The 23,392-nt window shown below is 70.5% G+C and carries 26 protein-coding genes; 16 read left to right on the forward strand and 10 right to left on the reverse strand.

What is annotated here, in order from left to right; genetic code table 11:
* Positions 1 to 4: 4 nt before the first annotated feature.
* Together ABZ470_RS19115 and ABZ470_RS19120 are read left to right on the forward strand one after the other, a co-directional pair.
* Entirely contained in the window at positions 5 to 496 is a 492-nt protein-coding gene (locus ABZ470_RS19115) for a MarR family transcriptional regulator (RefSeq protein WP_362912520.1), read from the forward strand.
* Between the two features lie 332 nt (positions 497 to 828).
* The gene (locus tag ABZ470_RS19120; protein WP_362912522.1) at positions 829 to 1,923 is read left to right on the forward strand and encodes a Fic family protein; all 1,095 of its coding nucleotides are present in this window, start codon (positions 829 to 831) and stop codon (positions 1,921 to 1,923) included.
* Here ABZ470_RS19120 and ABZ470_RS19125 read toward each other — a convergent pair.
* Both ABZ470_RS19125 and ABZ470_RS19130 read right to left on the reverse strand, forming a co-directional pair.
* On the reverse strand, positions 1,901 to 2,536 hold the full coding sequence (locus ABZ470_RS19125) for a transcriptional regulator (RefSeq protein WP_362912524.1): 636 nt from the start codon (positions 2,534 to 2,536) through the stop codon (positions 1,901 to 1,903). The genes ABZ470_RS19120 and ABZ470_RS19125 overlap by 23 nt on opposite strands.
* Positions 2,533 to 2,928, reverse strand: coding sequence for a DNA-binding protein (locus ABZ470_RS19130; RefSeq protein ID WP_362912526.1), 396 nt, complete (start codon positions 2,926 to 2,928; stop codon positions 2,533 to 2,535). Before ABZ470_RS19130 ends, ABZ470_RS19125 begins: the two co-directional genes overlap by 4 nt.
* A 59-nt stretch (positions 2,929 to 2,987) precedes the next feature.
* On the opposite strand from ABZ470_RS19130, the gene ABZ470_RS19135 reads away from it, so the two are divergent.
* Both ABZ470_RS19135 and ABZ470_RS19140 read left to right on the forward strand, forming a co-directional pair.
* Positions 2,988 to 4,220, forward strand: a complete 1,233-nt coding sequence (locus ABZ470_RS19135; RefSeq protein WP_362912528.1) for a PEP/pyruvate-binding domain-containing protein — start codon at positions 2,988 to 2,990, stop codon at positions 4,218 to 4,220.
* Positions 4,217 to 4,828, forward strand: coding sequence for a histidine phosphatase family protein (locus tag ABZ470_RS19140; RefSeq protein ID WP_362912530.1), 612 nt, complete (start codon positions 4,217 to 4,219; stop codon positions 4,826 to 4,828). The genes ABZ470_RS19135 and ABZ470_RS19140 overlap by 4 nt, the downstream gene beginning before the upstream one ends.
* Positions 4,829 to 5,118: 290 nt before the next feature.
* Here ABZ470_RS19140 and ABZ470_RS19145 read toward each other — a convergent pair whose 3' ends face one another.
* A complete protein-coding gene (locus tag ABZ470_RS19145) occupies positions 5,119 to 6,198 on the reverse strand; it encodes a cellulose binding domain-containing protein (protein WP_362912532.1) in 1,080 nt (359 codons plus the stop codon).
* Positions 6,199 to 6,579: 381 nt separating this feature from the next.
* Between ABZ470_RS19145 and ABZ470_RS19150 the strand changes: the two genes are divergently transcribed.
* From ABZ470_RS19150 to ABZ470_RS19160, 3 genes are all read left to right on the forward strand, one after another.
* Positions 6,580 to 7,698 carry an FAD-dependent oxidoreductase gene (locus ABZ470_RS19150; RefSeq protein WP_362912534.1) on the forward strand — a complete coding sequence of 373 codons (1,119 nt, stop codon included), beginning with the start codon at positions 6,580 to 6,582 and terminating at the stop codon, positions 7,696 to 7,698.
* 173 nt (positions 7,699 to 7,871) lie between these two features.
* The gene (locus ABZ470_RS19155; RefSeq protein ID WP_362780815.1) at positions 7,872 to 8,447 is read left to right on the forward strand and encodes a hypothetical protein; all 576 of its coding nucleotides are present in this window, start codon (positions 7,872 to 7,874) and stop codon (positions 8,445 to 8,447) included.
* 215 nt (positions 8,448 to 8,662) lie between these two features.
* Positions 8,663 to 9,226, forward strand: a complete 564-nt coding sequence (locus ABZ470_RS19160) for a hypothetical protein (RefSeq protein WP_352010888.1) — start codon at positions 8,663 to 8,665, stop codon at positions 9,224 to 9,226.
* Between the two features lie 91 nt (positions 9,227 to 9,317).
* Here ABZ470_RS19160 and ABZ470_RS19165 read toward each other — a convergent pair whose 3' ends face one another.
* A complete protein-coding gene (locus ABZ470_RS19165) occupies positions 9,318 to 9,698 on the reverse strand; it encodes a nuclear transport factor 2 family protein (protein ID WP_362912536.1) in 381 nt (126 codons plus the stop codon).
* A 118-nt stretch (positions 9,699 to 9,816) separates the two neighbouring features.
* On the opposite strand from ABZ470_RS19165, the gene ABZ470_RS19170 reads away from it, so the two are divergent.
* Both ABZ470_RS19170 and ABZ470_RS19175 read left to right on the forward strand, forming a co-directional pair.
* Entirely contained in the window at positions 9,817 to 10,392 is a 576-nt protein-coding gene (locus ABZ470_RS19170) for an HD domain-containing protein (protein WP_352010886.1), read from the forward strand.
* Between the two features lie 171 nt (positions 10,393 to 10,563).
* A complete protein-coding gene (locus ABZ470_RS19175) occupies positions 10,564 to 10,704 on the forward strand; it encodes a hypothetical protein (protein WP_362912538.1) in 141 nt (46 codons plus the stop codon).
* A 35-nt stretch (positions 10,705 to 10,739) separates the two neighbouring features.
* Here the strand turns inward: ABZ470_RS19175 and ABZ470_RS19180 are convergent, their stop codons facing one another.
* Entirely contained in the window at positions 10,740 to 11,501 is a 762-nt protein-coding gene (locus ABZ470_RS19180; RefSeq protein ID WP_362912540.1) for a class I SAM-dependent methyltransferase, read from the reverse strand.
* Between the two features lie 72 nt (positions 11,502 to 11,573).
* On the opposite strand from ABZ470_RS19180, the gene ABZ470_RS19185 reads away from it, so the two are divergent.
* Positions 11,574 to 12,158: a CGNR zinc finger domain-containing protein gene (locus ABZ470_RS19185; RefSeq protein ID WP_362912542.1), complete on the forward strand. Its 585-nt coding sequence runs from the start codon at positions 11,574 to 11,576 to the stop codon at positions 12,156 to 12,158.
* Here the strand turns inward: ABZ470_RS19185 and ABZ470_RS19190 are convergent.
* From ABZ470_RS19190 to ABZ470_RS19200, 3 genes are read right to left on the reverse strand one after another with little or no spacing between them, the layout of a single operon-like run.
* Entirely contained in the window at positions 12,148 to 12,801 is a 654-nt protein-coding gene (locus tag ABZ470_RS19190) for a response regulator transcription factor (protein ID WP_352010882.1), read from the reverse strand. The genes ABZ470_RS19185 and ABZ470_RS19190 overlap by 11 nt on opposite strands.
* Positions 12,798 to 13,910: a histidine kinase gene (locus tag ABZ470_RS19195; protein WP_362912544.1), complete on the reverse strand. Its 1,113-nt coding sequence runs from the start codon at positions 13,908 to 13,910 to the stop codon at positions 12,798 to 12,800. Before ABZ470_RS19195 ends, ABZ470_RS19190 begins: the two co-directional genes overlap by 4 nt.
* Before the next feature lie 52 nt (positions 13,911 to 13,962).
* Positions 13,963 to 15,414: a serine hydrolase domain-containing protein gene (locus ABZ470_RS19200; protein WP_362912546.1), complete on the reverse strand. Its 1,452-nt coding sequence runs from the start codon at positions 15,412 to 15,414 to the stop codon at positions 13,963 to 13,965.
* Positions 15,415 to 15,635: 221 nt separating this feature from the next.
* Between ABZ470_RS19200 and ABZ470_RS19205 the strand changes: the two genes are divergently transcribed.
* On the forward strand, positions 15,636 to 17,870 hold the full coding sequence (locus ABZ470_RS19205; protein ID WP_362912548.1) for a transglycosylase domain-containing protein: 2,235 nt from the start codon (positions 15,636 to 15,638) through the stop codon (positions 17,868 to 17,870).
* 13 nt (positions 17,871 to 17,883) lie between these two features.
* Here ABZ470_RS19205 and ABZ470_RS19210 read toward each other — a convergent pair whose 3' ends face one another.
* Positions 17,884 to 18,741, reverse strand: a complete 858-nt coding sequence (locus tag ABZ470_RS19210) for an NAD(P)-binding domain-containing protein (RefSeq protein ID WP_362912550.1) — start codon at positions 18,739 to 18,741, stop codon at positions 17,884 to 17,886.
* A 327-nt stretch (positions 18,742 to 19,068) separates the two neighbouring features.
* Between ABZ470_RS19210 and ABZ470_RS19215 the strand changes: the two genes are divergently transcribed.
* Both ABZ470_RS19215 and ABZ470_RS19220 read left to right on the forward strand, forming a co-directional pair.
* Positions 19,069 to 19,443 carry a YciI family protein gene (locus ABZ470_RS19215; protein ID WP_362912552.1) on the forward strand — a complete coding sequence of 125 codons (375 nt, stop codon included), beginning with the start codon at positions 19,069 to 19,071 and terminating at the stop codon, positions 19,441 to 19,443.
* Positions 19,444 to 19,499: 56 nt separating this feature from the next.
* Positions 19,500 to 20,795, forward strand: a complete 1,296-nt coding sequence (locus ABZ470_RS19220) for an RNA polymerase sigma factor (protein ID WP_362912771.1) — start codon at positions 19,500 to 19,502, stop codon at positions 20,793 to 20,795.
* Here the strand turns inward: ABZ470_RS19220 and ABZ470_RS19225 are convergent.
* Complete coding sequence (locus ABZ470_RS19225; protein WP_362912554.1) at positions 20,697 to 21,266, reverse strand: dihydrofolate reductase family protein; 570 nt, start codon at positions 21,264 to 21,266, stop codon at positions 20,697 to 20,699. The genes ABZ470_RS19220 and ABZ470_RS19225 overlap by 99 nt on opposite strands.
* A gap of 76 nt (positions 21,267 to 21,342) precedes the next feature.
* On the opposite strand from ABZ470_RS19225, the gene ABZ470_RS19230 reads away from it, so the two are divergent.
* The 3 genes from ABZ470_RS19230 (at position 21,343) to ABZ470_RS19240 (ending at position 23,378) form a co-directional block, all read left to right on the forward strand.
* Positions 21,343 to 21,918 carry a TetR family transcriptional regulator gene (locus ABZ470_RS19230; protein WP_352010875.1) on the forward strand — a complete coding sequence of 192 codons (576 nt, stop codon included), beginning with the start codon at positions 21,343 to 21,345 and terminating at the stop codon, positions 21,916 to 21,918.
* 229 nt (positions 21,919 to 22,147) lie between these two features.
* The gene (locus ABZ470_RS19235) at positions 22,148 to 22,846 is read left to right on the forward strand and encodes a hypothetical protein (protein WP_362912556.1); all 699 of its coding nucleotides are present in this window, start codon (positions 22,148 to 22,150) and stop codon (positions 22,844 to 22,846) included.
* A 40-nt stretch (positions 22,847 to 22,886) separates the two neighbouring features.
* A complete protein-coding gene (locus ABZ470_RS19240; RefSeq protein ID WP_362912558.1) occupies positions 22,887 to 23,378 on the forward strand; it encodes a GNAT family protein in 492 nt (163 codons plus the stop codon).
* Positions 23,379 to 23,392: the final 14 nt, after the last annotated feature.

Raw genomic sequence — 23,392 nt, forward strand, 5'->3', positions numbered from 1 at the left:
GGCGGTGACGAGGAGCCGGGAGGGCGGCGGGGACGTGTACGAACAGGACGCCGGGATGCGGGTGGTCCATCTGCTGCGCGCCATCACCGTGGAACTCGACCGCATGGGAGAGAGGTTCGCCGCCGAACACGATCTTCATCCGACCGATGTGCGCGCGCTCATCTGCCTGCTGGACGCCGCCCGTACGGGCACGCCCGCCACCCCGGGAACGCTGGGGGCGAGTCTCGGCCTCAACTCCGCGGGTACCACGGCGGTGGTCGACCGGCTGGAAAGACTCGGTCACGTACGCCGGGAACGCGACACCCGGGACCGTCGGCGGGTGCTGCTGAAAGTGGACGAGAGCGCCGTCGCGCTCGGATGGGGCTTCTTCGGCCCGCTCATCCACGAGATCGTCGCCGTCATGGGCCGGTTCGACGCCGCGGAGCAGGCGACCATCGAGCGCTTCCTCGGCGTTGTGCACGAGGCCGTCGCTCTGGGACGAACCACCCAGGACTAGGTTCCGCGTGTCGTCGGCGATGCCTTACAAGGTCGGCCGCTGCCCGTTGCTGTCGTTCATGGTCTTCGGAGGGAGCGGTTCATTCGCCGGGCGTAGGGGTCTGTGCTCGGGGGTGGAGGCGTCGGCGGAGGCTCGGTCGCGGTGCCGCCCCGTCGGTAAGTTGTTCGGTTCGATTTTTTCGGCCGGAGCGAACAAGGCGGGTTGGTTTTGTTCGGGTTACATCGACTCAGCCGAACAAAACCATGGGAGAGCCGGTGTCAGGACCGGGCAGACCGTCCAGGGCGACTGTGTGCCAGCCTCTCGACGAGGCCGTTCGAGAGCTTCGTGACCGTTTGGGCGGGCTGCCTTCGCCTGCTGAGGCGGAGGACATCTGGTCTGACATCTGGCACCAGGAGACTCACAACAGCACTGCGATCGAGGGCAACACGCTCGTGTTGCAGGAGGTGGAGAAGCTCCTTGAGGAGGGCCGGGTGGTGGGCGCGAAGCCTCTCAGGGACTACATGGAGGTGAGGGGGTACGCCGACGCCGCGAAGTGGGTGTACGGGCAGGCACTGGAGCCGGGAGACTGGCAGAACGGAGATCTCATCACGCTCCAGGAGATTCGGCAGATACATCACACCGCCATGTCGCTCGTGTGGGCTGTGGACCCTCACCCGCACGCCACCCCTGCCGAAGGTCCGGGGAACTTCCGGCGACATGAGATCGCCAAGTTCCCCGGGGGTATGAGGCCGCCGTCATGGCCGGAGGTCGACTCCCGGATGCGGGACTGGGTGAAGATCGTCGATGGCCTCCGCGGTGAGTCCGAGGAGCCCCTCCCCGAACGCTTGGCACATGTTCACAATCGGTTCGAGCAGATACATCCGTTCCTTGACGGCAACGGGCGGACGGGCCGTTTGGTGCTCAACTTGATACTCGGCAGGATCGGCTATCCACCGGCGATCATCTACAAGCGCGACCGTGACAAGTATCCGCAGGCGATGCGCCGAGCCGACAATGACGAGTTCGGCCCGTTGGGCGAACTCGTCTCACGCAGCGTGACGACGAATCTGTATCGCTTTGTCATGCCGGCGGTGGCCGGTCCGGTCAAGCTTCGTCCCCCTGCCCGCCCTCGCGACACGCGACGTCACCGAGAACGCCCTCCGGGTGGCTGCCGCACGGGGGCGCCTGCGTGCGGTCAAGGGCGACGACGGGATGTGGCGCAGCAGCAAGAAGTGGGTGAACGACTATCTCAAGTCAAGGCACCGCAGGTCGTGATGCGTCCGCCGCGGATGAGAAGTCGCCCAGGTGGCAGGACCACTGAAGAGGTTCGGCGTCTCGGCCTGGATGATGATCCGCGAAGTCGGTCGTCTCGCCGCTGCGGGATCGCCGATCCGTGGGTGATCCAGGTGGGCACCGTACGGCGGGTCAGGGCTGGGCGTGGCGGGTGAGGCCGAGGGTGGCGATGAGGTCCTCGTGGAGTTCGAACCAGACACGGTGGCAGGAGTCCACGTCGGTGCGGTCGACCCAGGCGCCGTCCCCCGCCTGCGCGCGTGCCAGGGCCGCGGCGAAACGTGTGTCGTATCCGCGGAACCGCGTGAGGACGTGACCGAGCCGGTCCACGAGCGGGGTGAGCGCCCGGCCGACGCAGGCCAGTTCGTGGAGGACTCCGGCGTCCCAGGTGGGGTCGGAGTGGTCGTTGACGGCGAGCCGATCGTTGGCGGCGGGCCGGAGTTGCCAGTCGGTGCAGGCCTGCAGCAGGAGAGCGTTCAGCGGGAGGAACCTGCGGTGGACGTCTCGGACCTCGTCGGCGGCGCCCGCGAGGGTGAGTTCGGCCGCGAGCCGGCGCTCGTTCTCGGCCCGGCCGGGTTCGGTCAACGACCAGCCTCTGGTGTCGGCGAAGGAGGTGTGCTCGACCCAGCCACGGCTCCCGGCCTCGCGTAGCACCTCTTCCGCCGTGGCCGTGTCGAGCCCGTACCGGCGGGCGATCACCGGGGTGTCCGCGAACCCGGTGACGCGTACGGCGTGCAGGATCAGGAGGTCGGGCGAGGAGTCGTGTGTCATGAGCCGGTGTCCTGTCGTGCGGTCAGGCGGGTGTAGTGCTGCTGGCATGCCTGCGGGGAGTTGAACCCCATCACGTGCGCCATCTGCGCCCAGGTCAGGCCCGCGCTTCTGGCGATGAACAGCAGGGCGGATTCGAGCCCTTCGACCTCGGCTCGTGCGGCGGGCAGGAGGGCGAGCGCGTCCAGGATGCCCTCCGGGTCCAGGTCGGCGTTGCGCCAGACGGCGAACTGCACGAGGTCGACCGCCGACAGCGGGGCGGGCGGGGGACGCCACGGACGGGCGTCGAGCTCGTCCGCGCCCAGGTCAAGAAGCCGCTCACGCGCGTCCCGCTCACGCCCGGCCTGGGCGTGGTCGGCGTGCGCGCCGGAGGCGATGTCGTCCTTGCGTGACATGCGTCCCAGCATGCACAATCAACAAATTGTTGTCAACGTTCTGTTGAAGGGCGAAGTGGATGATCGTTTCCCTTGGGGAGGCCGTCGCCGACACCTGCGGGGGCAAGGCCGGCGCGCTCGGCGCGTTGCTCAGGGCGGGTCTGCCGGTTCCCGACGGCTTCGTCGTCCCGTTCGCCGCCTACCTCGCGGCCGGACCGGACGACGCCGACGCGGCGCGGCAGACGATCGGGGCCCGCCCGGTCCCCGCCGCCGTGATCGACGCGCTGGGGCGCGCGCTGGACGAGCTCGGCGAGCCGTCCGTGGCCGTACGGTCATCGGCGGCGAAGGAGGACACCGGTCAGGCGTCGGCCGCCGGTCAGCACGAGAGCTTCCTCGCCGTGCACGGACCCGACGAGGTCGCCGAAGCCGTAGGAGCCTGCTGGGCCTCGCTGTTCTCCCCGCGTGCCGTCGCCTACCGGGCCGGCTCCGGCTGCGACGACCTTCTGATGGCCGTCATCGTCCAACGCCACCTGGACGCCGAGGTGTCCGGGGTCATGTTCACTCCCGCGGGTCCGGACGACGTGACCCGGATCGAGGCGTCCTGGGGTCTCGGCCCCAGCGTCGTCGAGGGCAGGGTCACCCCTGACGCCTACCGTGTCTCCAGGGACGGGTCGGTCGTCCGTACCGTCGCGGACAAACGGCGGCGTCTTGACCGGAGGGGCACACGGCTCGTCGTCCACGACGTGCCCGTCGCCGCCCGGGACCAGCCGGCGATCGACGACGCGACCGCCACGCGGCTGGCCGAGCTGGGCGAACGGGTCGCCGCCGTGCTCGGCGGCCCGCAGGACGTCGAGTGGGCGATCGCCGACGGCCGCGTCTGGATTCTGCAGGCACGGCCGGTCACCGCCGCGCTCCCGCCACCCCTCTCCGGTGCCTCGGACGTCACGGCCACCGGGCTCGCCGGGACGCCGGGCAGCCACGGGACCGTGACCGGCACCGCGAGGATCGTCCGTGGTTTCGGCGACTTCGCGCGGGTGAGCCCGGGGGACATCCTCGTCTGCCCCTTCACCGACCCCGCCTGGACGCCGCTGCTGCGCGTCGCCGCGGGAGTCGTCACCGAGACGGGAGGCGTGCTCTCCCACGCCGCGATCGTGGCCAGAGAACACGGCATCCCGGCCGTCCTCGGCGTTCCTGGCGCGACGAACAGGCTCCGCGACGGCGCCGTCATCACCGTTGACGGCACCGCCGGAACCGTCACGGCCGACCACCTCCGTCCGAGAGGAGACGGGGCCCCCGCCCCTGACCACGCATGACGACCAGACACCTCTACCTCGTGCGTCACGGCGCGGCCGACGCGTTCGGGGAACTCACCGACACCGGGCGTCGACAGGTGGGTCTGCTGGGCGAACGGCTCGCGGGTGTGCCGGTCGACGTCGTGTGGCACTCTCCGCTACCGCGTGCCGTGGCGAGCGCGCGTGAACTCGCCCGTCGTCTACCGGACGTGCCGGTGATCGAGGCCGCCGAACTCGTCGACCATGTGCCCTACGTTCCCACCGCGGCCGAGACGCCTCCGTCCTGGGCCGGCTTCTTCGACGGCTACGACGATGCTGAGGCGGCCTCCGGCCAGAGCCTCGCCGAGGCCCTGGTCGCCCGGTTCGCGAAGGTCACCGGCTCGGCCGCGAGGGCTCCGAGATCCACCCACGAGGTCCTGGTGACGCACGCCTATCCGATCGCGTGGCTGGTACGGCACGCGCTGGACGCGCCGCCGTCGCGGTGGCTCGGGCTGAACAGCGCCAACACCGCGCTGACGGTCATCGAGTACCGCGACGGCCTGCCACCGACGATCGTGATGTTCAACGACATGAGCCACCTCCCACCCGGCCTGCGCTGGACCGGATTCCCCGAAGGCGTCAGGCCGTGAGATCACCAGGCCCGGACTGTTCAAGGCCAATCGGTGGGGTTTCTGTGTGGGCGGAAAGCGCCGAATTCCGGCCCGGGTTCACCTGGTTCGTTCCGCGTTCAATTGAGCCCGGGCTTTTTTCGGCGAGGGTTTCTCCGCGCGGTCACGCCTTCGGCGTTTTCTCTGCCGTCGACGAAAAGTCGTGACGCGTTCGTCCGCGGCGTCGGCCGGGTTTCCCCGGTCCCGGAGAAGAGGAACGGGCCCACGGGCGATTGCGCCGATCCCGTGGGCCCGTTCTCGTCAGGTGGTCGTTACTCGACGGAGCAGAGCCTGCCGTTGAGGGCGAACCTCAGGGGGGCGGGCTGGGCGCCGCTGTAGGAGGCGGTGAACCCGATCTGGGTCGTCGAACCCGGGTTGACGACCTTGTTCCACTGCTTGTTCGTGCCGCTGATCCGCGAGCCGTTCTGGGTCCAGTCCGCGGACCAGCCCGAGGTGAGCTGCGCGGACGACGCCGGGTAGTCGACCGACAGCGTCCAGCCGTCGATCGGGGTCGTGCCGATGTTACGCACGTTGATCTCCGCGTTCAGCGTCGAGCTCCACGTCGCCGCGCGGTAGGAGACCGTGCACGTCGGGGTCGGGGTGGGGAAGCCCTCCCTGGCCAGGACGGACAGCATGGAGGACGGCTCGCTGAGGTTGCCGGCGTCGTCCTGGGCGACCACGAAGTAGTTGTAGCGCCGCCCGACGACCACGTCGGACTCGGCGAAGTTCAGGATGCCGGAGGACGAGATCGTGCCGACCCTGTCGTAGGCCGACGGGTTCTCACGGTAGACGTCGTACTCCTTGACCCCGACGTTGTCGGTCGAGGGCTGCCAGCAGAACGTGGCGCCCCGGTAGTCCTGCAGGCAGGCGTCCTGCAGGCCGGTCGGCCGGCTCGGCGGCACGCGGTCGCCGGGCTTCGGGGACGGCGAGGGCGACGGGGTCATCCCGGTCAGCGCCGGCACCGTGATCAGTTCGGACGGCGGGCTGACGTTCCCCTCCGCGTCCCTGGCCACGACGTACAGCGTGTACCGGCGGTTCAACTCGCCGGAGACGACGCTGCTCGGGTAGGTCGTGGTGGCGGCGAGGACGAAGCCGTCGACGTCCAGGCGGTACACGTCGTAGATGACGCCCCCGCTTTCGTCCGACGAGGCGCTCCAGCAGATGGAGGCGTAGCCGGTCTGGGTGACGGGGGCGAGTGGCACCGGGCAGTGCCACAGGCCGACAGGACGCGTCGGGGAGCCGGGATTGGTCTGCGTGCTCGTGGGGCTGGGGCTGGGAGTGGACGCGTGGGCGATGCCCCCCCACGGGGCGGCGGCCATGCTGATCGCCAGCATGGCCGTCAGTAACGCCACCGTGAGAAACCCGAGGCTGAGGAGGACCGTCCCGGAGGATCGTCTGCCGATTTGCATGATGTCCCTGTCGAATCGTCTTTTGGCGTTTGTCCCCCCGCGGTGATTGTGGAGTGTTTTTGACATTCCGTAAAGTCACGATTTTGCAGGCTGGCGAAAGCCCAGGTCCCGCCGTACGACGTCGGTCGGCGCTTGGCGCGTCCGGCACGGGCCGCCGTCACCGGCCGTGCCCGCAGGCGCTCGACCTCCGTGGCGGAGAGAGCGCGGGGCGGCCGCCCAGGCCGTCATCGCCCCAGGTCACGCCCAGCTCGGGCGGTGTGACGCAGTTCACGTCACGTTCCCGGCCCCTGACCGGTTCTCAGCGGGCGAGAAAGGGAGAGACAGATGACCCATCACATCGTGGTTCTCGGAGCGGGGTACGCGGGGCTGGTCGCAGCCAAGCTGGCGGCGCGGCAGAAGGGGACCAGGGTCACCCTGGTCAACCGGCGGGACCACTTCGTGGAGCGGGTACGGCTGCACCAGCTCGTCACCGGTCAGCGTCTTCGTGACCTGCCGCTGGCCGACCTGCTCGCGGGCACCGGGGTCGAGCTGGTCGTCGACACGGTGACCGGGATCGACGCCGACACCCGGACGGTACGGCCGGCGCACGCCCCGGAGATCGGCTACGACACACTCGTCTACGCGCTGGGGAGCCAGGCAGACCTGAGCCCGGTGCCCGGAGCGGCCGAGCACGCCCACACCGTCGCCACCCTCGACCAGGCCGAGCGGCTCAGGACTCGGCTGCGGGACGGCGGCACCGCGGTCGTCGTCGGGGGCGGGCTCACCGGCATCGAGACGGCGGCCGAACTGGCGGAGTGCCTGCCGGAGGTGAAGGTACGGCTGGTCACCGAGGGGGCGTTGGGCGGCGCGCTGTCGCGGCGGGCCCAACGGCACCTCAACGCGGCCTTCGGCCGTCTCGCCGTCGAGGTGCGCGAGCACGCCAGGGTGACCGAGGTGCACGACGACCACGTCACGCTGGAGGGCGGAGAGCGGCTCGGTGCCGACGTCACGATCTGGACGACCGGCTTCCGGGTTCCCGAGCTGGCGCGCCAGGCCGGGTTCTCCGTCGACGACGACGGGCGCATGCTGGTGGACCCGACGCTCCGCTCGGTCTCGCACCGGGAGGTGTACGGCATCGGCGACGCGGCGGCCGTGCGCACGGCCGACGGCGTGGAGTTGCGGATGGCCTGCGCGACGGGGCTTCCGGTGGCCCAGCAGGCTGTACGGGCGATCACCGCGCGTCTGGCGGGGCGGACGCCCGATCCGGTGCGCTTCAGGTACGCCAACCAGTGCGTCAGCCTCGGCCGCCGCGACGGTCTGATCCAGTTCGTGCGCGGGGACGACAGCCCGGTCGAGATGGTGCTCACCGGGCGGACGGCCGCCGCCTACAAGGAGGCCATCGTGAAGGGCACCGTCATGGCGTTGCGTCACCCGTGGATGCCGACGCGGATGCCCGGACGCTGACGGGCGCGGGGGCGTCGTCAACAGTCAGGGGGATCCTCGGTAGGCCGCGAGCGGGACCGGTGGATCACCTCCCAGGGGGACGATCTTCACCGGGGGTACGACCAAAAATTGATCTTCACCGCGCCGCCTCTCTGAATGTGATCGCACGCAGAAGGGAACCGATGGAGATGAAGATGAGGACGTATGGCAGGGTCGTGCCCCTCGTGGCGGCGACCGCCGCGGTGGCGGCACTGACCGTCGCCTCTCCCGCCTCGGCCGCGTCCACCGCGGCGGTGACGATCAGGGTCGAGCGGGCCTACTCCGAGAACGTGCCGGAGTGGGGCACGCAGTTCACCTGCCCGACGAACCAGGTGCTCACCGGCCGTTCGCACACCGGTGACGAGAACGCCTGGACCACGTACTACTGCAGCTGGATCCTCATCAACGGCGAGCAGGTCCGGGTGTCCCTCGGGGACTGGACCCCCGGCCAGAAGGAGAGCAGGTCCAGCTACAGCGCCCCGGCGGACCAGGCGCTCGTCGGCCGTTCGCACACCGGTGACGAGAACGGCACCACGCGCTACCGTACCGCCACGCTGTCCTGGCAGGGCCGTCCGGTACGGCTCACCGGCGCCGTCTGGAGCGGCGACCTCAAGGAGAGCAGGCACACCTTCCAGGCGGACTACAACCGGGTCCTCGTGGGCCGTTCGCACAGCGGTGACGAGAACGGCAAGACCCGCTACCAGCACGCCCTTGTGACCTTCGAGGGCTGATCCGCCCATCGTCGGCCCGGTCGCCGAGGTGATCGGGCCATCCCGGCGGGAGACGGGTCCTGTGGCCGTCATCGCACAGGCCGTGCGGGTCCGTACGAGGCCGCGCGGTTCCGCGCAGGTTCACGCGGGTCCGTGCCGGGGTCGTGCGACCGTGCCGCACCGTGATCCGTGTCCCGCCTTTCGGCCGCAAACGCACGCAGAAGGGAACCGAGAAGATGAAGACGAGGACGTACGGCAGGGCCGTACCCGTGGTGGCGGCCGCCGCCGCGGCGGCGCTGACCATGGCCTCTCCCGCCTCGGCCGCGACGATCAAGGTCGAGCGCATCTACCAGGAGACCGTGCTGGAACGGGCGGACGCCTTCGACTGCCCGGCGAACCAGGTGCTCACCGGTCGTTCGCACATCGGTGACGAGAACACCAGGACCACGTACTACTGCAGCTGGATCTTCATCAACGGCGAGCAGGTCGAGGTGCACTCGGGAGACTGGACCGCCAGCCAGCGGGAGAGCAAGTCCAGCTACATCGCCCCCACGGACCAGGCGCTCGTCGGCAGGTGGCACACCGGTGACGAGAACGGCATGACGCGCTACCGCACCGGCGCCCTGTACTGGCAGGGCCGTCAGGTGCGGCTGACCAACCTGACCTGGAGCGGTGAGTACAAGGAGAGCAACCACAACGCGCAGGCCGGCTACAACCAGGTCATCGTGGGCCGTTCGCACAGCGGTGACGAGAACGGCAAGACCCGTTACCTGTACGCCACGGTGACCTTCACGGAGTGATCCAAGGCCCCCTGTGACCCTGATCGCCGCCGACACCCCCCACGGCGGCGATCAGCCGTTTTCCGAGGTGCCCGCCGTACGGTGAAGGCTGTCAGGTCAGGGGGCCCGCGAAGACGATGATCTCGTCGATGTCTCCGGCGGTGGTCACGTGGACGACGTCCGTGCCGGACAGCACGGTCTCGCCGTCGGCCGTCTCGTAACGCCAGCCGAACCTCGCCCACTCTCCCGGGGCGTCCACCCGGGTCGTCCTGACGAGGCGCCCCGGCCCGGCGGGGTGGCCGTGGACGACCTCGGTGATGAAGTCGTTGACGGCCTCACGGCCGACACCCCGGCCGAGCGGTCCCCAGAAGACGACGTCGGCGCTCACCGCACGGCTCAGGAGGGTGGCGCGACGCTCGGGGTCGGAGGTGGCGGTGGCCTCGACGAAGACGTCGATCGCCTGCGTGTGGAGGTCGTGGAGATCGTCGTCCATGGCCCCGGGGTCCTTTCGACGGTACGTTCCCGACACGCTACAGCGAGCGTACGACGGTCAAGATGTCCTAGGTCGTGGGGGAGGGGCGTTCTACGATCCTGGGAAGGGGGTGGGGGCCATGGCGGAGGAACTGACGGGTCTGGCGGGGCTGCTGTACGAGATGGGGTTGCTCAAGCGGTACCGGCGCACGGGATGGCTGGTCGCGGGGGTGCGGGATCCGGAGAGCATCGCCGACCACTCCTTCAGGGCGGCGGTCATCGCGAGCGTGATCGCGGCGCTTGAGGGCGGGAATCCCGAGCGGGCCGCGTTCATGAGCCTGTTCCACGACACCCAGGAGACCCGGATCACCGACATCCCCTACCTCGGCAAGCGTTACCTGAAGGCGGCCTCGAACGAGGAGGTCACCGCCGACCAGGTGAGCGGGGTGCCCGAGGTCGTGGCGGGGATGGTGCGCGGCGCGGTCGCCGAGTACGAGGAGAAGACCAGTCTCGAAGCCGTCTGCGCCCGTGACGCCGACAAGCTCGAATGCCTCGTCCAGGCCGTCGAGTACCGCGAGCAGGGGCACCAGAACGTCCAGCCGTGGATCGACAGCTCGCTGGCCGCGCTGCGGACGGCCTCGGCCAAGCGGCTGGCGGACGAGGTGCTCGACACGGGGTCGCTGGAGTGGGTGACCCAGGTCCTCAACGGAGACTGAGCGCTTCCCGAGCGGGCGGGCCCGGAGGTCAGGGAACCGTCAAGGGAAGGTATCGTGAGGATGTTCGCCCAGCTCAGCCCCCTTCCGCCTGCTCGGCGGCCCCGTTCGGGGAACCGCCGGAGGAAGGCCGGGGAGAGCCACGGGGAAGCTCGGAAAGCTTAGGAAAGCCCCATGAGCACTCACGTTCACGTCCGTGTCAGCGACGGCTTGGCCGTCACCGAGACCGGCGACCTGGTCGAGGGCTACCGCTGCGGGTGCGGCGCAACCTGGACGAGGATCCACCGGGCCGACGAGGGACAGCCGGAGCGCTGAACCCCCCGCCGTCCCGAGGCGCGTGAGGGCGCGGGTCAGGCGCGTACGGCGCACAGGAGACGGTTGTGGCCGCGCTGCCACAGGCAGCCGACCTCGACGAAGCCCGCGTCCAGCAGCGCGTCGACGTGCGTGGACAGCAGCGGGGACTCGGAGCCGTGGTGGTCGGCGCCCGCGGTGGCCCGCTCGGTGTTGAGCTCGGCGAAGTCGGGGTCGGCGGCGACCGCGTCCCACCACTGACGCCAGTCCTCGGGACGGTTCCCGGCGAACCTGCGCTCGGCCTCCCGGTCGTGCACGACGCGTTCGAGCCGGGCCAGGACCGGGGTGGTGTCGTCGGTCTCCAGGTGGTCGCCGTTGAGCAGCAGCCCGCCGGGGCGCAGTACGGTCGCCACCTCGGCGTACACCTTCGCGATGTCCTGCGGGGAGATCCAGTGCAGCGCCGTGGTGCTCACCACGGCGTCGGCGGGCCCGTCCAGGCCGAGCAGGTCGCTCCAGCCGGGGACGCGCAGGTCGAGGGAGACGAACCTGAGGCGCGGATCGGGGTAGGCGGCCCGGCCGAGACCGAGCAGCAGCGGGTCGGCGTCGACCGCGACCACCCTGGCCTCGGGGAGGCGTTCCAGGATTCGGGCGGCCAGTGAGCCGGGCCCGCAGCCGAGGTCGAGGACGAGAGGGTCGGGACGGCCCGCCGCCTCGACGGCGTCGACCAACGCGGTGAAACGCTCCTCGCGGTCGGGCAGGTAGCCCTCCTGCTGGCGGTCCCAACGCGTGATCCACTCGTGTGCGACATCGTAGGTGAGCACACAGGCCTCCTTGTGACCGTCTTCTATGCTTTAGGCAGTTACAAGCTAGAACGCGAGAAGGTAACCGGTCAAGTGGATTTCAACAGTCACACCGATGGGGTCGTCCGGATCGCGGTCGCACTGGTCAACGCGTTGACGCCGGGAGAGGCCCGAGGCCGTCCCTTCGCGCCGCCCCACGACCTCGCCGCCGCGGCCACCGGGGTGCTGCGGGACGCCGGATACCCCGACCACGAGAGGCTCACCGAGGACGAGGCCGCCGAACTGACCGGGATCGCGGTCAGACTGCGCGAGGTCTTCGAGGCCGTCGCGGCCGAGGACGTCGACACCGCCGCCCTGAGGGTCAACGACCTGCTCACCGAGACGCGGGCCCGGCCCTCACTCCAGCGGCACGACGGCGAACCCTGGCACCTGCACTTCCACGGCCCCGGCGGGACCGTGTCCGCCGACTGGGGGGCCAGTTGCGCCACCGGCCTGGCGATCGTGCTGGGCGGCGAGTTCCGCGACCGCCTCGGCGTCTGTACGGCCCCGCACTGCGACCGCGTCTACGTGGACGTCTCCCGCAACGGCACCCGCCGCTTCTGCGGCACCGCCTGCCAGAACCGCGTCAAGACCGCGGCCTTCCGCGCCAGGGAGGCCAGGGGGAGACTCACTCCGTGACCAGGCCCGCCTCGTGGGCCAGAACGGCGGCCTGGACCCGGTTCCGCAGGTCGAGACGGGTGAGGATGGCGCTGACGTGCCCCTTGACCGTGCCCTCGACGAGCCCGAGCCGCCTGGCGATCTGGGCGTTGGACAGCCCGGCGCCGAGCAGGGCGAGCACGTCGCGCTCCCGCTCCGTGAGCGTCTCGACCCTGGCACGGGCCGCCGTGGCACGGCCCAGCCGGGGCGAGCGGAGCTCCCCGATCACCCGCGCGGCCATCCTCGGCGACAGGTAGGCGCCGCCCCCGGCGACCGCGTGCACCCCGGCGATCAGCTCCCGGGGGTTGCCCGACTTGAGCAGGAAACCACGCACACCGTCGTCGAGCGCCCTGGTCAGGTAGGCGTCCTCACCGAAGGTCGTGAGCACGGCGACGGAGACCGAGGGGGCCGCACGGATGATCTCGACGGCGGCGGAGAGGCCGTCGAGCCGGGGCATGCGGATGTCGAGCAGGGCGACGTCCGGCCGGTGCGCGAGGGCCATCTCGACGGCCTCCCGCCCGTCCCCGGCCTCGGCCACCACCTCGATGGCCGGATCGGTGGCGAGGATGGCGCCGACCCCGGCCCTGACCATCTCGTCGTCGTCGGCCAGCAGCACCCTGATCATGACTCCCCCACGTGTGGCAGCGTGGCCACGACCTCGAACTCCCCGCCGCGCGGTCCCGCGCGGAAGGTCCCGCCGTGCTGCGAGACATACTCCCGCAGCGCCGCCAGGCCCGCCCCTCCTCCCGCGCCCCGCCGTACACGCCGGGGGAGGGGGTTGACGACGGTGACCACGGTCGCGCCGTCCGAGGTGGCCAGCCGTACCCGCACGGCCTCCCCGGCGGCGTGTTTCGCGGCGTTGGTCAGCGCCTCCTGGACGACGCGGTGGGCGACCCGGCCGACCACGGGCGGCAGGTGCCCTACACCGTGCCGTTCGAGCGAGACCGGCAGGCCCGCGCCCGAGGCCCGATCGACGAGGGCCCGCACGTCCTCGGCGTCGCGGGCCGGGGCCGGGCTCAGCGGCGCGGGGCCGCCGTCGCGCAGCAGGGCGAGGACCTCGGCCAGGCGCTCGGTCGCGAGCCCGGCGCCCTCCCGCAGCTCGGCGGCGGCCCTGCGGTGGCGTTCGTCCAGGTCGGAGGCCATCTCAAGGGCCCCGGCGCGCAGCGCGAGCAGGCTCAGCTCGTGTCCGAGCGTGTCGTGCATGTCGTGGGCGATACGGGCACGTTCCTGGAGCATGGCCCGCTCCGCGGTGACCACGACCAGTTCGGCCTGCTGGTGCGCGGAACGGCCGAGCAGCCACGGCAGCGCGACCGTCAGGCCGAGCAGCAGCGCCCCCACCCCCCACACCTCGCCTCTGACCAGGCCGAACACGACGTCGAGCACCACCCCGGCCGCGCACGCGCCCAGAGCGGGAGCCACCTTCGGCGCCCCGCGCCCGGCCAGCAGACTGATCACGAAGACGGCCACGCAGAGCGCGCTGCTCCACACCGGCACGTTGTCGGTCATGCTCAGCGCCACGGTGACGCTCGTCACCGCGCACACCCCGAGCGCGACCACCGGGTACGGCCCCAGCAACGCCACCCCCGCGACGGGGGCGAGCAGGGCGGCGACCAATGCCCACCCGGCCAGCTCGTCATGGGACATGGCGACGACGGCCAGCAGTCCCACGAGCAGGACCGACGCCCACGGCGGGACAGGCGAACGCGCCGCCGCCCGGCGTATCCGGCTCGTCATGACACCGACACTATCCAGGCCATCGCCATCCAGGTCATCACCGGTCAGGAGGTCACCGTCCGGGATGAAAGGTACGGCGGAGCCGTACGAGGGCGACGACGCGGGTGGTCAGCACGGCGAGGTTTGACAGGGCCGCGACCGCCGTCCAGGTGACCAGCGCGACCGAGTAGTAGAACAGCTGCAGGTGGGTGAGGTCCCGTCCACCCCCGGCGAGCATGCCGAGCAGGCGGGGCAGGAGGACCAGCAGGACGAGGGGGAACAGCCGGGGCAGCAGCCTCGGCAGGAGCCGCCACGACGGCCGGGAGACGAACCGCCCCGCCCAGCGTCCGGTGCGCCGCAGGTTGCGCACCCCCAGGGCCAGGCTCAGCAGGGTGAGGCAGGCCAGCACCAGGTCGATGATCAGTCGCAACGAGGAACCGGCCTCCGGGCTTGCGCCGGTCACGAGGGTGGCCAGCTCCTCCGCCAGCGCGCCGATGCCCTCGTTGCCGAGGCCGATGCCGCCGTTGCCGATGACCGCGATGCCGTAGCCGCCGGGAAGCAGCAGCTGGTGGGCGGTGTAGGTGAACCAGATGCCGCTGTGGCTCACCCGGCCCCTCGCGTCGGTGTCCCAGCCGAGGCCGTACGTCCAGCGCCGGTCGGAGGGGGTGTGCGTGGTCCGCACGCCCTCGGTGGACAGCAGCCGGGTACCGTTCGGGGCCACGCCCCCCTTGTTCTGCGTGATCAGCCAGACGGCCATGTCCTCGGCGGTGGTGATCACGCCGTCCGAGCCGCCGACGAACCGCTTCGGCTCCGGGGCGGGGACCGACATCCCGTAGGCGTAGAGGTGTCCCTCGCGCACCCCGGGCGGCAGGTCACGCGGCGTCTGGGAGATCGTGGTCGTCGAACGCATCCCGGCGGGCCCGAACACCTGCCGCCGCATGTACTCGGCGAACGGCTCACCCGTGACGACCTCGACCAGCCGGGCGGCGAGGTGGTAGTTCGTGTTCGTGTAGAGGTGCCGGGTGCCCGGCTCCGCGGCCAGCGTCGCCGTCCTGGCCCGCGTCACGGCGTCGGCGGGGGAGTCGGGCTGCGGCAGGCTCTTCTCCGGGAAGGTGCCGTCGCTGAGCCCGGAGGTCTGCTCCAGCAACTGGCGTACGGTGATCCGCTCGCCACGGGGGTCGGCGATACGGAAGCCGGGCAGATAGCCGCGCACCGGGGCGTCCAGGACCACCTTGCCCGCCTCGGCCAGCCGCATCACGGCGAGCGCGGTGAAGGACTTGCTGACCGACGCGACCGGCATCGGCGTCGCCGCGGTCACCGCCGCGCCCGAGGAGTCGTGGCCGTACCCGCCGGTGTACAGCACCCGGTCACCCAGGGTGATCGCGGTGGCTATGCCCGGGTAGCCGGTCCTGGCGGCGTACTCGGCGACCACCCGTTCGATCGCCGCGGGAGTCGGCTCCCGTACGGCTCGCGCCTCCCGCGCGGCGACCGCCGCGGCCGGCGGTACGGTGACCGCCGTGGTCATCAGGGCCATCAGGAGGGCGACCGCCGTGGTCGCCGTTCTCCGCCTCGAACCTCTGTTCCGCCACACAACGCGCTCCGATCGTCTCGTTGACGAACGTCACGCTAAACACCGCGAATCACCAGGTCAGGAGCCCGAAGTAAGGGGCGACCCCTGACTTTCGTCAGGTGCGGGTTTTCTCTTGGTGGCCTGGGAGGTTCGTGGGGCGCCATAGGCTGTGGGGCATGCAGGAACCGGTGGAGAAGCAGACGAGCGCCCTGTCGAAGATCGCCCTGCTGGCCGGTGCCGGGGTGGCAGCGGGCGCGCTGGTCGCGGGACTCGCGCTACCGGCGGTGGGCGGCGCGGGCTTCGGACTGATCTCAGCGAGTAACGAGATGAACCTCGCACCCGAGGAGCTCGTGGAGCCGCCCCCGGCCGAGGTCACGGTCGTCGAAGACTCCAAGGGCAAGCCGATCGCCCGCTTCTACGAGCAGTACCGCGAGGTCGTGGGGTTCGACGAGATCGCCCCGATCATGAAGACGGCCATCATCTCGATCGAGGACTACCGCTTCTACGAGCACGGCCCGATCGACATCGAGGGCACGATCCGGGCGCTCGCCAAGAACCTGCAGGCGGGCGGGGTCGCCCAGGGCGGTTCCAGCATCACCCAGCAGTACGTCAAGCAGGTGCTGCTCAACGCCGCCGACACCGAGGCGGCCAAGAACAAGGCGCTTGAGGCCAGTTACGCGCGCAAGCTCAAGGAGCTGCGCTACGCCATGGCGGTCGAGAAGAAGTACACCAAGGACGAGATCCTGGCGAAGTATCTGAACATCGCCTACTTCGGTGCGAGCGCCTACGGGGTCGAGGCGGCGGCCAAGCGGTTCTTCGGCATCAGGGCCGACCAGCTCACCCTGCCGCAGGCCGCGACGCTGGCCGGGGCCGTGCAGGACCCCAACGCCACCGACCCCAACCTGGGCAGGAAGCAGCAGGAGAAGCTGCTGAAGCGGCGCAACGTCGTGCTCGACCGGATGGCCGAGCTCGGCAAGATCTCCAAGGACGACGCCGCGAAGGCGAAGGCCACCAAGCTCGGCTACAGGGGCACGGGCCTCCCCGGCGGCTGCGAGTCCAGCAAGTACCCGTACTTCTGCATCTACGTCCGCAACGAGATCCTGAAAAATCCGGACTTCGGGAAGAAGGCCGCCGACCGGCTGAAGTTCCTCAACCGGGGCGGCCTGACGATCAAGACCACGATCGACTCCGACATGCAGGCCGCCGCGGAGAAGGCCATCAAGAAGCGGGTCCACGCCTCGGACAACCCCCTCGCCGCCGAGGCGCTGGTCCAGCCGGGCACCGGGGCCATCAAGGCCATGGCCGCCAGCAAGCCGTACGGCGGGGACACCGACAAGCACGAGCTGGCCTACAACCCCGTCGCCGACGCCGCGCACGGCGGCCTCACCGGCTTCCAGGCCGGATCGACCTTCAAGACCTTCACCCTGATCACCGCGCTGAGCAAGGGCATGAAGATCAGCGACGGCTTCAACGTCGGCGCGGGCTACACCGCGGCCGGTTACTCGACGTTCAAGAACTGCGCGGGCGGCACCGCCGGAGACCCGAGCCACACCGTCACCAACGACGAGGGCTCTCCCGGCTGGCGGACCCTGCAGACGGGCACGTGGGGCTCGGTCAACACCTTCTTCATGACGCTCGAACAGCACGTCGGGCTCTGCGAGGTGGTCAAGACCGCCAAGTCGCTGGGCATCCACCGCTCCGACGGGGCCAAGCTCCAGGAGTACGAGACCTTCACCCTCGGCACCAACGAGATGGACCCGGTGACCGTGGCCAACGCCTACGCCGCGATCGGCGCCCGCGGGAAGTACTGCGCGCCGATGGCGATCTCCCAGATCACCGACCGCGACGGCAAGGTCACCACCTACAAGCCCAAGTGCCGTCAGGCACTCGACCCCGAGGTCGCCGACGCGACGGCCGACATCCTCTCCGGCGTGCTCACCAAGGGCACCATGCGGGGGGTCGGCGGCATCGGCCGGGACGCGGCGGGCAAGACCGGTACCACCGACGGCTACGCCTCCGCCTGGTTCGCCGGGTTCACCCCCGACCTGGCGGGCGCCGTCAGCATCGGCGACCCGCGCGGCTCGCAGACCCACAAGCTGGTGGGCGTCACCATCGGCGGCACCTACTACGGCTCGGTCGTCGGTGCCAGCATCTCCGGGCCGATCTGGAAGGACACCATGCTGGCGGCCCTGAAGGACGTCCCGCCGACCAAGTTCACCCCGATCAACACCTCGCGGTTCGGCGGATGCGGCCAGAGCTGCCAGCCCGCGCCCCCGCCGGACGAGAACGACCGGGGTCCGGGCGACGACAACAACGACGACTGGCGGAGCGACAACGGCGACCGGGGCGGCTGGGGGAACCACGGCCGTGAGAACGACACGGGGGGCAACGGCCGGGGTCCCTTCGGCTGACAGGCGGGCCCGCTCAGGCGGGCCGGGCGATGGTCTCGGTCAGACGGGAGAAGGAGTCACCCCCGTGACCGGCCTCGACGGCCCGCCGCGCGACCGCCCTGGCCGCGTCGATCACCCCGGTGTCCAGCCCCCTCGCCTGGGAGGCGTGGGCGATGTGGTCCATCCCCGCCAGGGCCGACAGCAGCGCCGAGGCGGAGCCGGGATGCTCGCCCTCGTCGACGTGGCGGGCGAACTCGTCGATGGCGACGGGCAGCAGGGCGCCGATCCCCTTGGCGAACGGGGCCAGCTCCCTGGCTGACACGCCCTCGGCCCTGGCCAGCGCGAAGGCGTGGACCAGGCCGCTCACCGACGTCCAGAACAGGTCGAGCAGGGCGACGTCGTAGGACGCGGCCCGCCCGGGGTCGGCGCCCAGATAGACGCCGCCCGCGCCCAGCGCCCCCAGCGTCGCGCGGTGCTCCTGGTAGGTCTCCTGGTCCCCGCTGTACAGGATGACGGCCTCGGGACCCCCGATGGACGTCGTCGGGGTCATGATGGCGCCGTCGAGATAGCGCACGCCGTTCTCCTCGGCCCAGGCGGCGGCCCGGCGGGAGCGTTCCGGCGTGTCGGCGGTGAGGTTGACCAGGGCCCTGCCCTTGAGGGCGGGTCCCGCGGGTTCGACGATCGCGTGCACGACGTCGTAGTCGATCACGCAGACGACCGTCAGCGGGCTCGCCTCGACGGCCTCGGCCGGGGTGCCCGCCCTGGCCGCGCCCCTGGCGACCAGGGTCTCGTCCTTGCCCGCCGTACGGTTCCACACGGTCGTCGGGTGGCCGTTGTCGAGGAAGGCGCCCGCCAGCGCCTGGCCCATCGGCCCCAGGCCGAGAACCGTCACCGGAACACGGTGGTCGTGTGTCATCTTCCATCCGTCTCTGAGTCTGGGAAAGGGGATGTCCTGCCGGCGGGGACGTTTCGATGCTGGTTCCCAGCCCGGGTTTCCTCAAGTACCCACTCTCCTGTCAGCTGCTTACCTCCCGGTAAGTGACCGTGGGGTTCCGTGGACCGCTGCCCGGAGGCCGGGGCCCGGGGTACGGGGTACGGGGTACGGAAAAATCCTGAGAAAAGTTTCGGGTGGGGTGTCGAAATCGCGTCGGCCCGTTCGAAGCGTGGTCAGAAGGCCGGACACACGCCCGGACGATCCGGGCGAAGAAGGAGACACACGATGCGGTACATGATCACCCTCAGCCTCAGCGAGCAGCCGCAGACCCCGCCGCCCGCCGAACTGATGGAGGCCATCGCCAAGCTGGGGGAGGAGGCCACCGCCGCCGGTGTCCTGCTCGACACCGCGGGGCTGGCACCGAGCGACCAGGGGGCACGGGTCGAGCTGACCGGCGGACGGCTGAGCGTCACGGACGGCCCCTTCACCGAGTCGAAGGAGCTCATCAGCTACGCGCTCTACCAGGTGGGCTCGAAGGAGGAGGCCGTCGAGTGGGCCTCACGCTTCCTGCGGCTGCACCGGGACCTCTGGGCCGGTTGGGAGGGGCAGGCGGACATTCGGCGCGTTTTCGGCCCCGAGGACTTCGCCGCCTCCGCCTAGGATCGGTGGCCGTGACGGGTGATGACGTTCGCCGGGTGGTCGAGGCGGTCTGGCGGATGGAGTCCGCCCGGGTGGTCGGTGGGCTCGCCCGCATGGTGCACGACGTCGGGCTCGCGGAGGAACTGGCGCAGGACGCCCTGGTCGCCGCGCTCGAACAGTGGCCGGAGACGGGCGTGCCGGACAACCCCGGCGCCTGGATCACCCTCACCGCCAGGCACCGGGCGATCGACCGGCTGCGCCGCGTGACCCGTTACGACCGCAAGCTCGAAGAGGTCGGCCGGGACATGGAGATCCGCAGGCAGGCGGCGGAGGCGGAACTGGACGACGTCCTCGACGACCACGTCGGCGACGACGTGCTGCGACTGCTCTTCACCGCCTGCCATCCCGTGCTGCCCACGGAGGGACGGCTCGCGCTCACCCTGCGTCTGCTCGGCGGGCTGACGACGCGGGAGATCGCGCGGGCCTTCCTGGTGCCCGAGCCGACCGTCGGACAGCGGATCTCCCGGGCCAAAAGGACCCTCACCGAACGGCGGGTGCGGATCGAGATGCCCGCGCCCGCCGAGATGGGGGAGCGGCTCTCGTCCGTCCTCGAAGTGATCTACCTCATCTTCAACGAGGGTTACTCGGCGACCGGAGGCGGCGACTGGACGCGTCCGGCGCTGTGTGAGGAGGCGCTGCGGCTGGGCAGGCTCACCGCGGGTCTCGTGCCGGGCGAGCCGGAGGCGCACGGCCTGGTCGCGCTGATGGAGATCCAGGCGTCCCGTCTCGGCGCGCGGACCGGGCCGGACGGTGAACCCGTGCTCCTGCTCGACCAGGACAGGAGCATGTGGGACCGGCTGCTCATCCGTCGTGGCCTGGAGGCGCTGGGCCGGGCCGAGGCGCTCGGCACCCTCGGCCCGTACGGCCTGCAGGCGGCGATCGCCGCCTGCCACGCCCGTGCCCTCCACGCCGAGGACACCGACTGGGAGCGGATGGCCGCGCTCTACCGGGTGCTCGCCCACGTGGCGCCCTCTCCCGTCGTCGAGTTGAACCGCGCGGTCGCGGTCGCCATGGCGTACGGCCCGGCGAAGGGCCTGGAGATCGTGGACGGGCTGGCCGGGGAACGCGTGCTCAGGGACTATCCGCAGTTGCCCGCCGTACGGGGGGATCTGCTGGCGCGGCTCGGCCGTACCGAGGAGGCGCGGGCGGAGTTCGGGCGCGCCGCCGCGCTGACCCGCAACGAGCGGGAGCGGGCCGTCTTCCTAGCCCGCGCTTCAGGCCCGGTCGTACCAGGTGACGGTCGCGCCGTTGCTGAAGGAGCGGCTCGCGGCCGGGGTGAAGAGCGTGGGACCGAAGGCTCCGGAGAAGGCTGAGACGCCCGCGCCCGCGACCACGGGGTAGCTCTTGACGATCATTTCGTCGATCTCCGGGAGCAGGGAGCCCGCGAGCTTGCCACCCCCGCACAGCAGGATGTCCAGGCCGTCCTCCTTCTTCAGCGCGCGGACCAGCTCCACGGGATCGCCGGAGACGAGATCGACCGTGGGGTCGGCGATCTCGGGGATGGTGGTCGAGACGACGTACTGCCTCAGGTGCGTATAGGGGCTGGTGATCCCGGCGTCGAGGGCGGGCTGGTAGGTGCCGCGTCCCATCAGGACCGTGTCGAAGCGGTTGTTCGGCGCGTCGAGGCCGAAGTGCGCCCGGACGTGGGCGGGGACGGTCTCCGGGTACCTGGCGTTCATCCACGTCGTCATGTCGTCGGCCAGGGGGTAGAAGTCGTACTCGCCACCGGGACCCGCGATGTAGCCGTCGATGCTGACACCGATGTAGTAGACAAGCTTTCGCATACATTCACTCCATTTGAAGTACTATGTTCGTAGTGGTTTGGACCGTAGTACTACATGTGGAGTGGTGTCAACCGAGATGCGACAGAACCAGGCGAGACGGGCCGCGCTGCTCGACGCCGCCATCGACGTGCTGGCCCGCGAGGGCGCGCGCGGCCTGACCTTCCGTGCCGTGGACGCCCAGGCGGGGGTGCCGGGCGGTACGGCCTCCAACTACTTCGCCAACCGCGACGACCTGCTGACCCAGGCGGGGGTGCGCGTCTACGAGCACCTTGAGCCGGACGCCGAGACCGTGGCCAGGAGCCTTGAGGGCACCCGTGACCGCGAGCGGGTGAAGCAGCTCATGCACGAGCTGGTCGAGCGGGTCAGCACCTACCGGGCCGGCTATCTGGCCCTGCTCGAACTGCGCCTTGAGGCGACCCGCAGGCCCGGACTGCGCGACGTGCTCACTCCGAGAATCAGGGCGGACGTCGACGCGAACATCGGCTATCACCTGAACTCGGGGCTTCCCGGCGACGCGACGGCGGTGACCCTGCTCTATCTGGCGATGAACTGGCTGATCGTGGAACGGCTCACGCTGCCCGGGGTCTTCGGGGAGGAACAGGCGCGTGAGCTGGTCGAACGCGCGGTCGAACGCCTCATCCCGGAGGGGTGACCGTTTCGACGGAAAAGCACTACAAAGCGTGATATAAGTGGCGAGAATTGTCGTTTCGTGAAACCTCGATGAACAGAATATTCGTGGTGATATGAGAATTTTCGCGCTGGTCGCCGGGGCTGTTGTGGCGGTTTTAGTGGCTTTTGGAGTGCTTGGTGATTTAAGTGGAGAAAGTGGCTTTTCCACCTCATCGGTAAGCTCGGTGAACTCGGCGGCGACCGTGCGCGAGGTGGCCTCTGCCGAGGGAGTGCGGGCGGCGGGTGCTCAGGTGGCCGCCGCCGGCACCAAGACGGTGAGGACCTCGATCCTGAAGGTCGGCGGGAAGTCCTACCTCTCCGCCCGCGTGACCAGCACGTACGGCGTCGCCAGGCGGTTCACCGTGAAGCAGCGCGTCTGCGCGGCCCGCACCTGCCGGACGGTCGACGTCGTCCTGACCGTCGGGGCGGGCATGACCGGCTGGCAGGAGAGGTATCTCGGCACCGGCTCCTACCGCAGAAGCGGCGCCCCCCGCGTCACGGCGACCGCCCCGCCCGCGCAGCCCGCCGTACCCGCCGCTCCGCTGCCCGTCGCCACGCCCACGGTGACCGTGACGGTCAGGGAGACGGTGCGGGAGACGGTCACCCTCGCTCCCGTCGTCGCGGCCACCCCCACGGTCACCGTCACCGTCACGGCTCCTCCGCCGGGAACCGTGGACACGTGCGGCGCGCCCGCCAACGCCTACGGCTTCACCTACTGCACGTCAGGCGCCAGGGTGACCACGCCCGTGACGGAGGCCTGCCAGGTGTTCGACTGCATCGACAACTTCTCCGAGGGCCGGGGCTACCTGGTCATGTGCCAGGACGGGAAAGTGAGCATGTCCGGCGGGCTCGACGGGGTCTGCTCCTACCACGACGGCTGGCTCAGGGACATCTACCGCTTCGCGGTCTGAGGGCTTTTCGCGGAGGACCGGGGGAAATACCCTGCACGGCATGATTGAGGTGGAGCTGCGCGGCTGGGGGCCGGACGACGTGGGGGTCGTGATCGGCGCGTTCGAGTCGCCCGACATGGCCGACCAGGCGGCACGGCCGATCGACACGCGGCGGGCCGCGCTCGAATGGATGGGGACGTGGGGCTTCCGTGACGACGCCCACGCCTTCGCGGTCGTCTCCGGCGGCCAGGTGGTCGGCAACGTCGCGGTGAGCAACATCGACGCGCACGACACCGGCTGGGTGTCCTACTGGACGGTTCCGCACGCCAGGGGCCGGGGGGTGGCGGTCGCGGCCGTCACCAAACTGGCCCGCTGGGCCTTCGCCGAACGGGGGCTGTTCCGCCTCGAACTCGGGCACCGGACGAACAACCCGGCCTCGTGCACGGTGGCGACCCGGGCGGGCTTCCCGGCCGAGGGGGTCGAGCGGGCCAAGCTGAACTACGGGGGCGTGCGGCACGACGTGGAGCGGCACGCGCGCCTGGCCACGGACTGATCCAATGGACCGTG

Origin of the sequence: Streptosporangium sp. NPDC020072 (assembly GCF_040631445.1) — a bacterium.
Lineage (GTDB): Bacteria > Actinomycetota > Actinomycetes > Streptosporangiales > Streptosporangiaceae > Streptosporangium.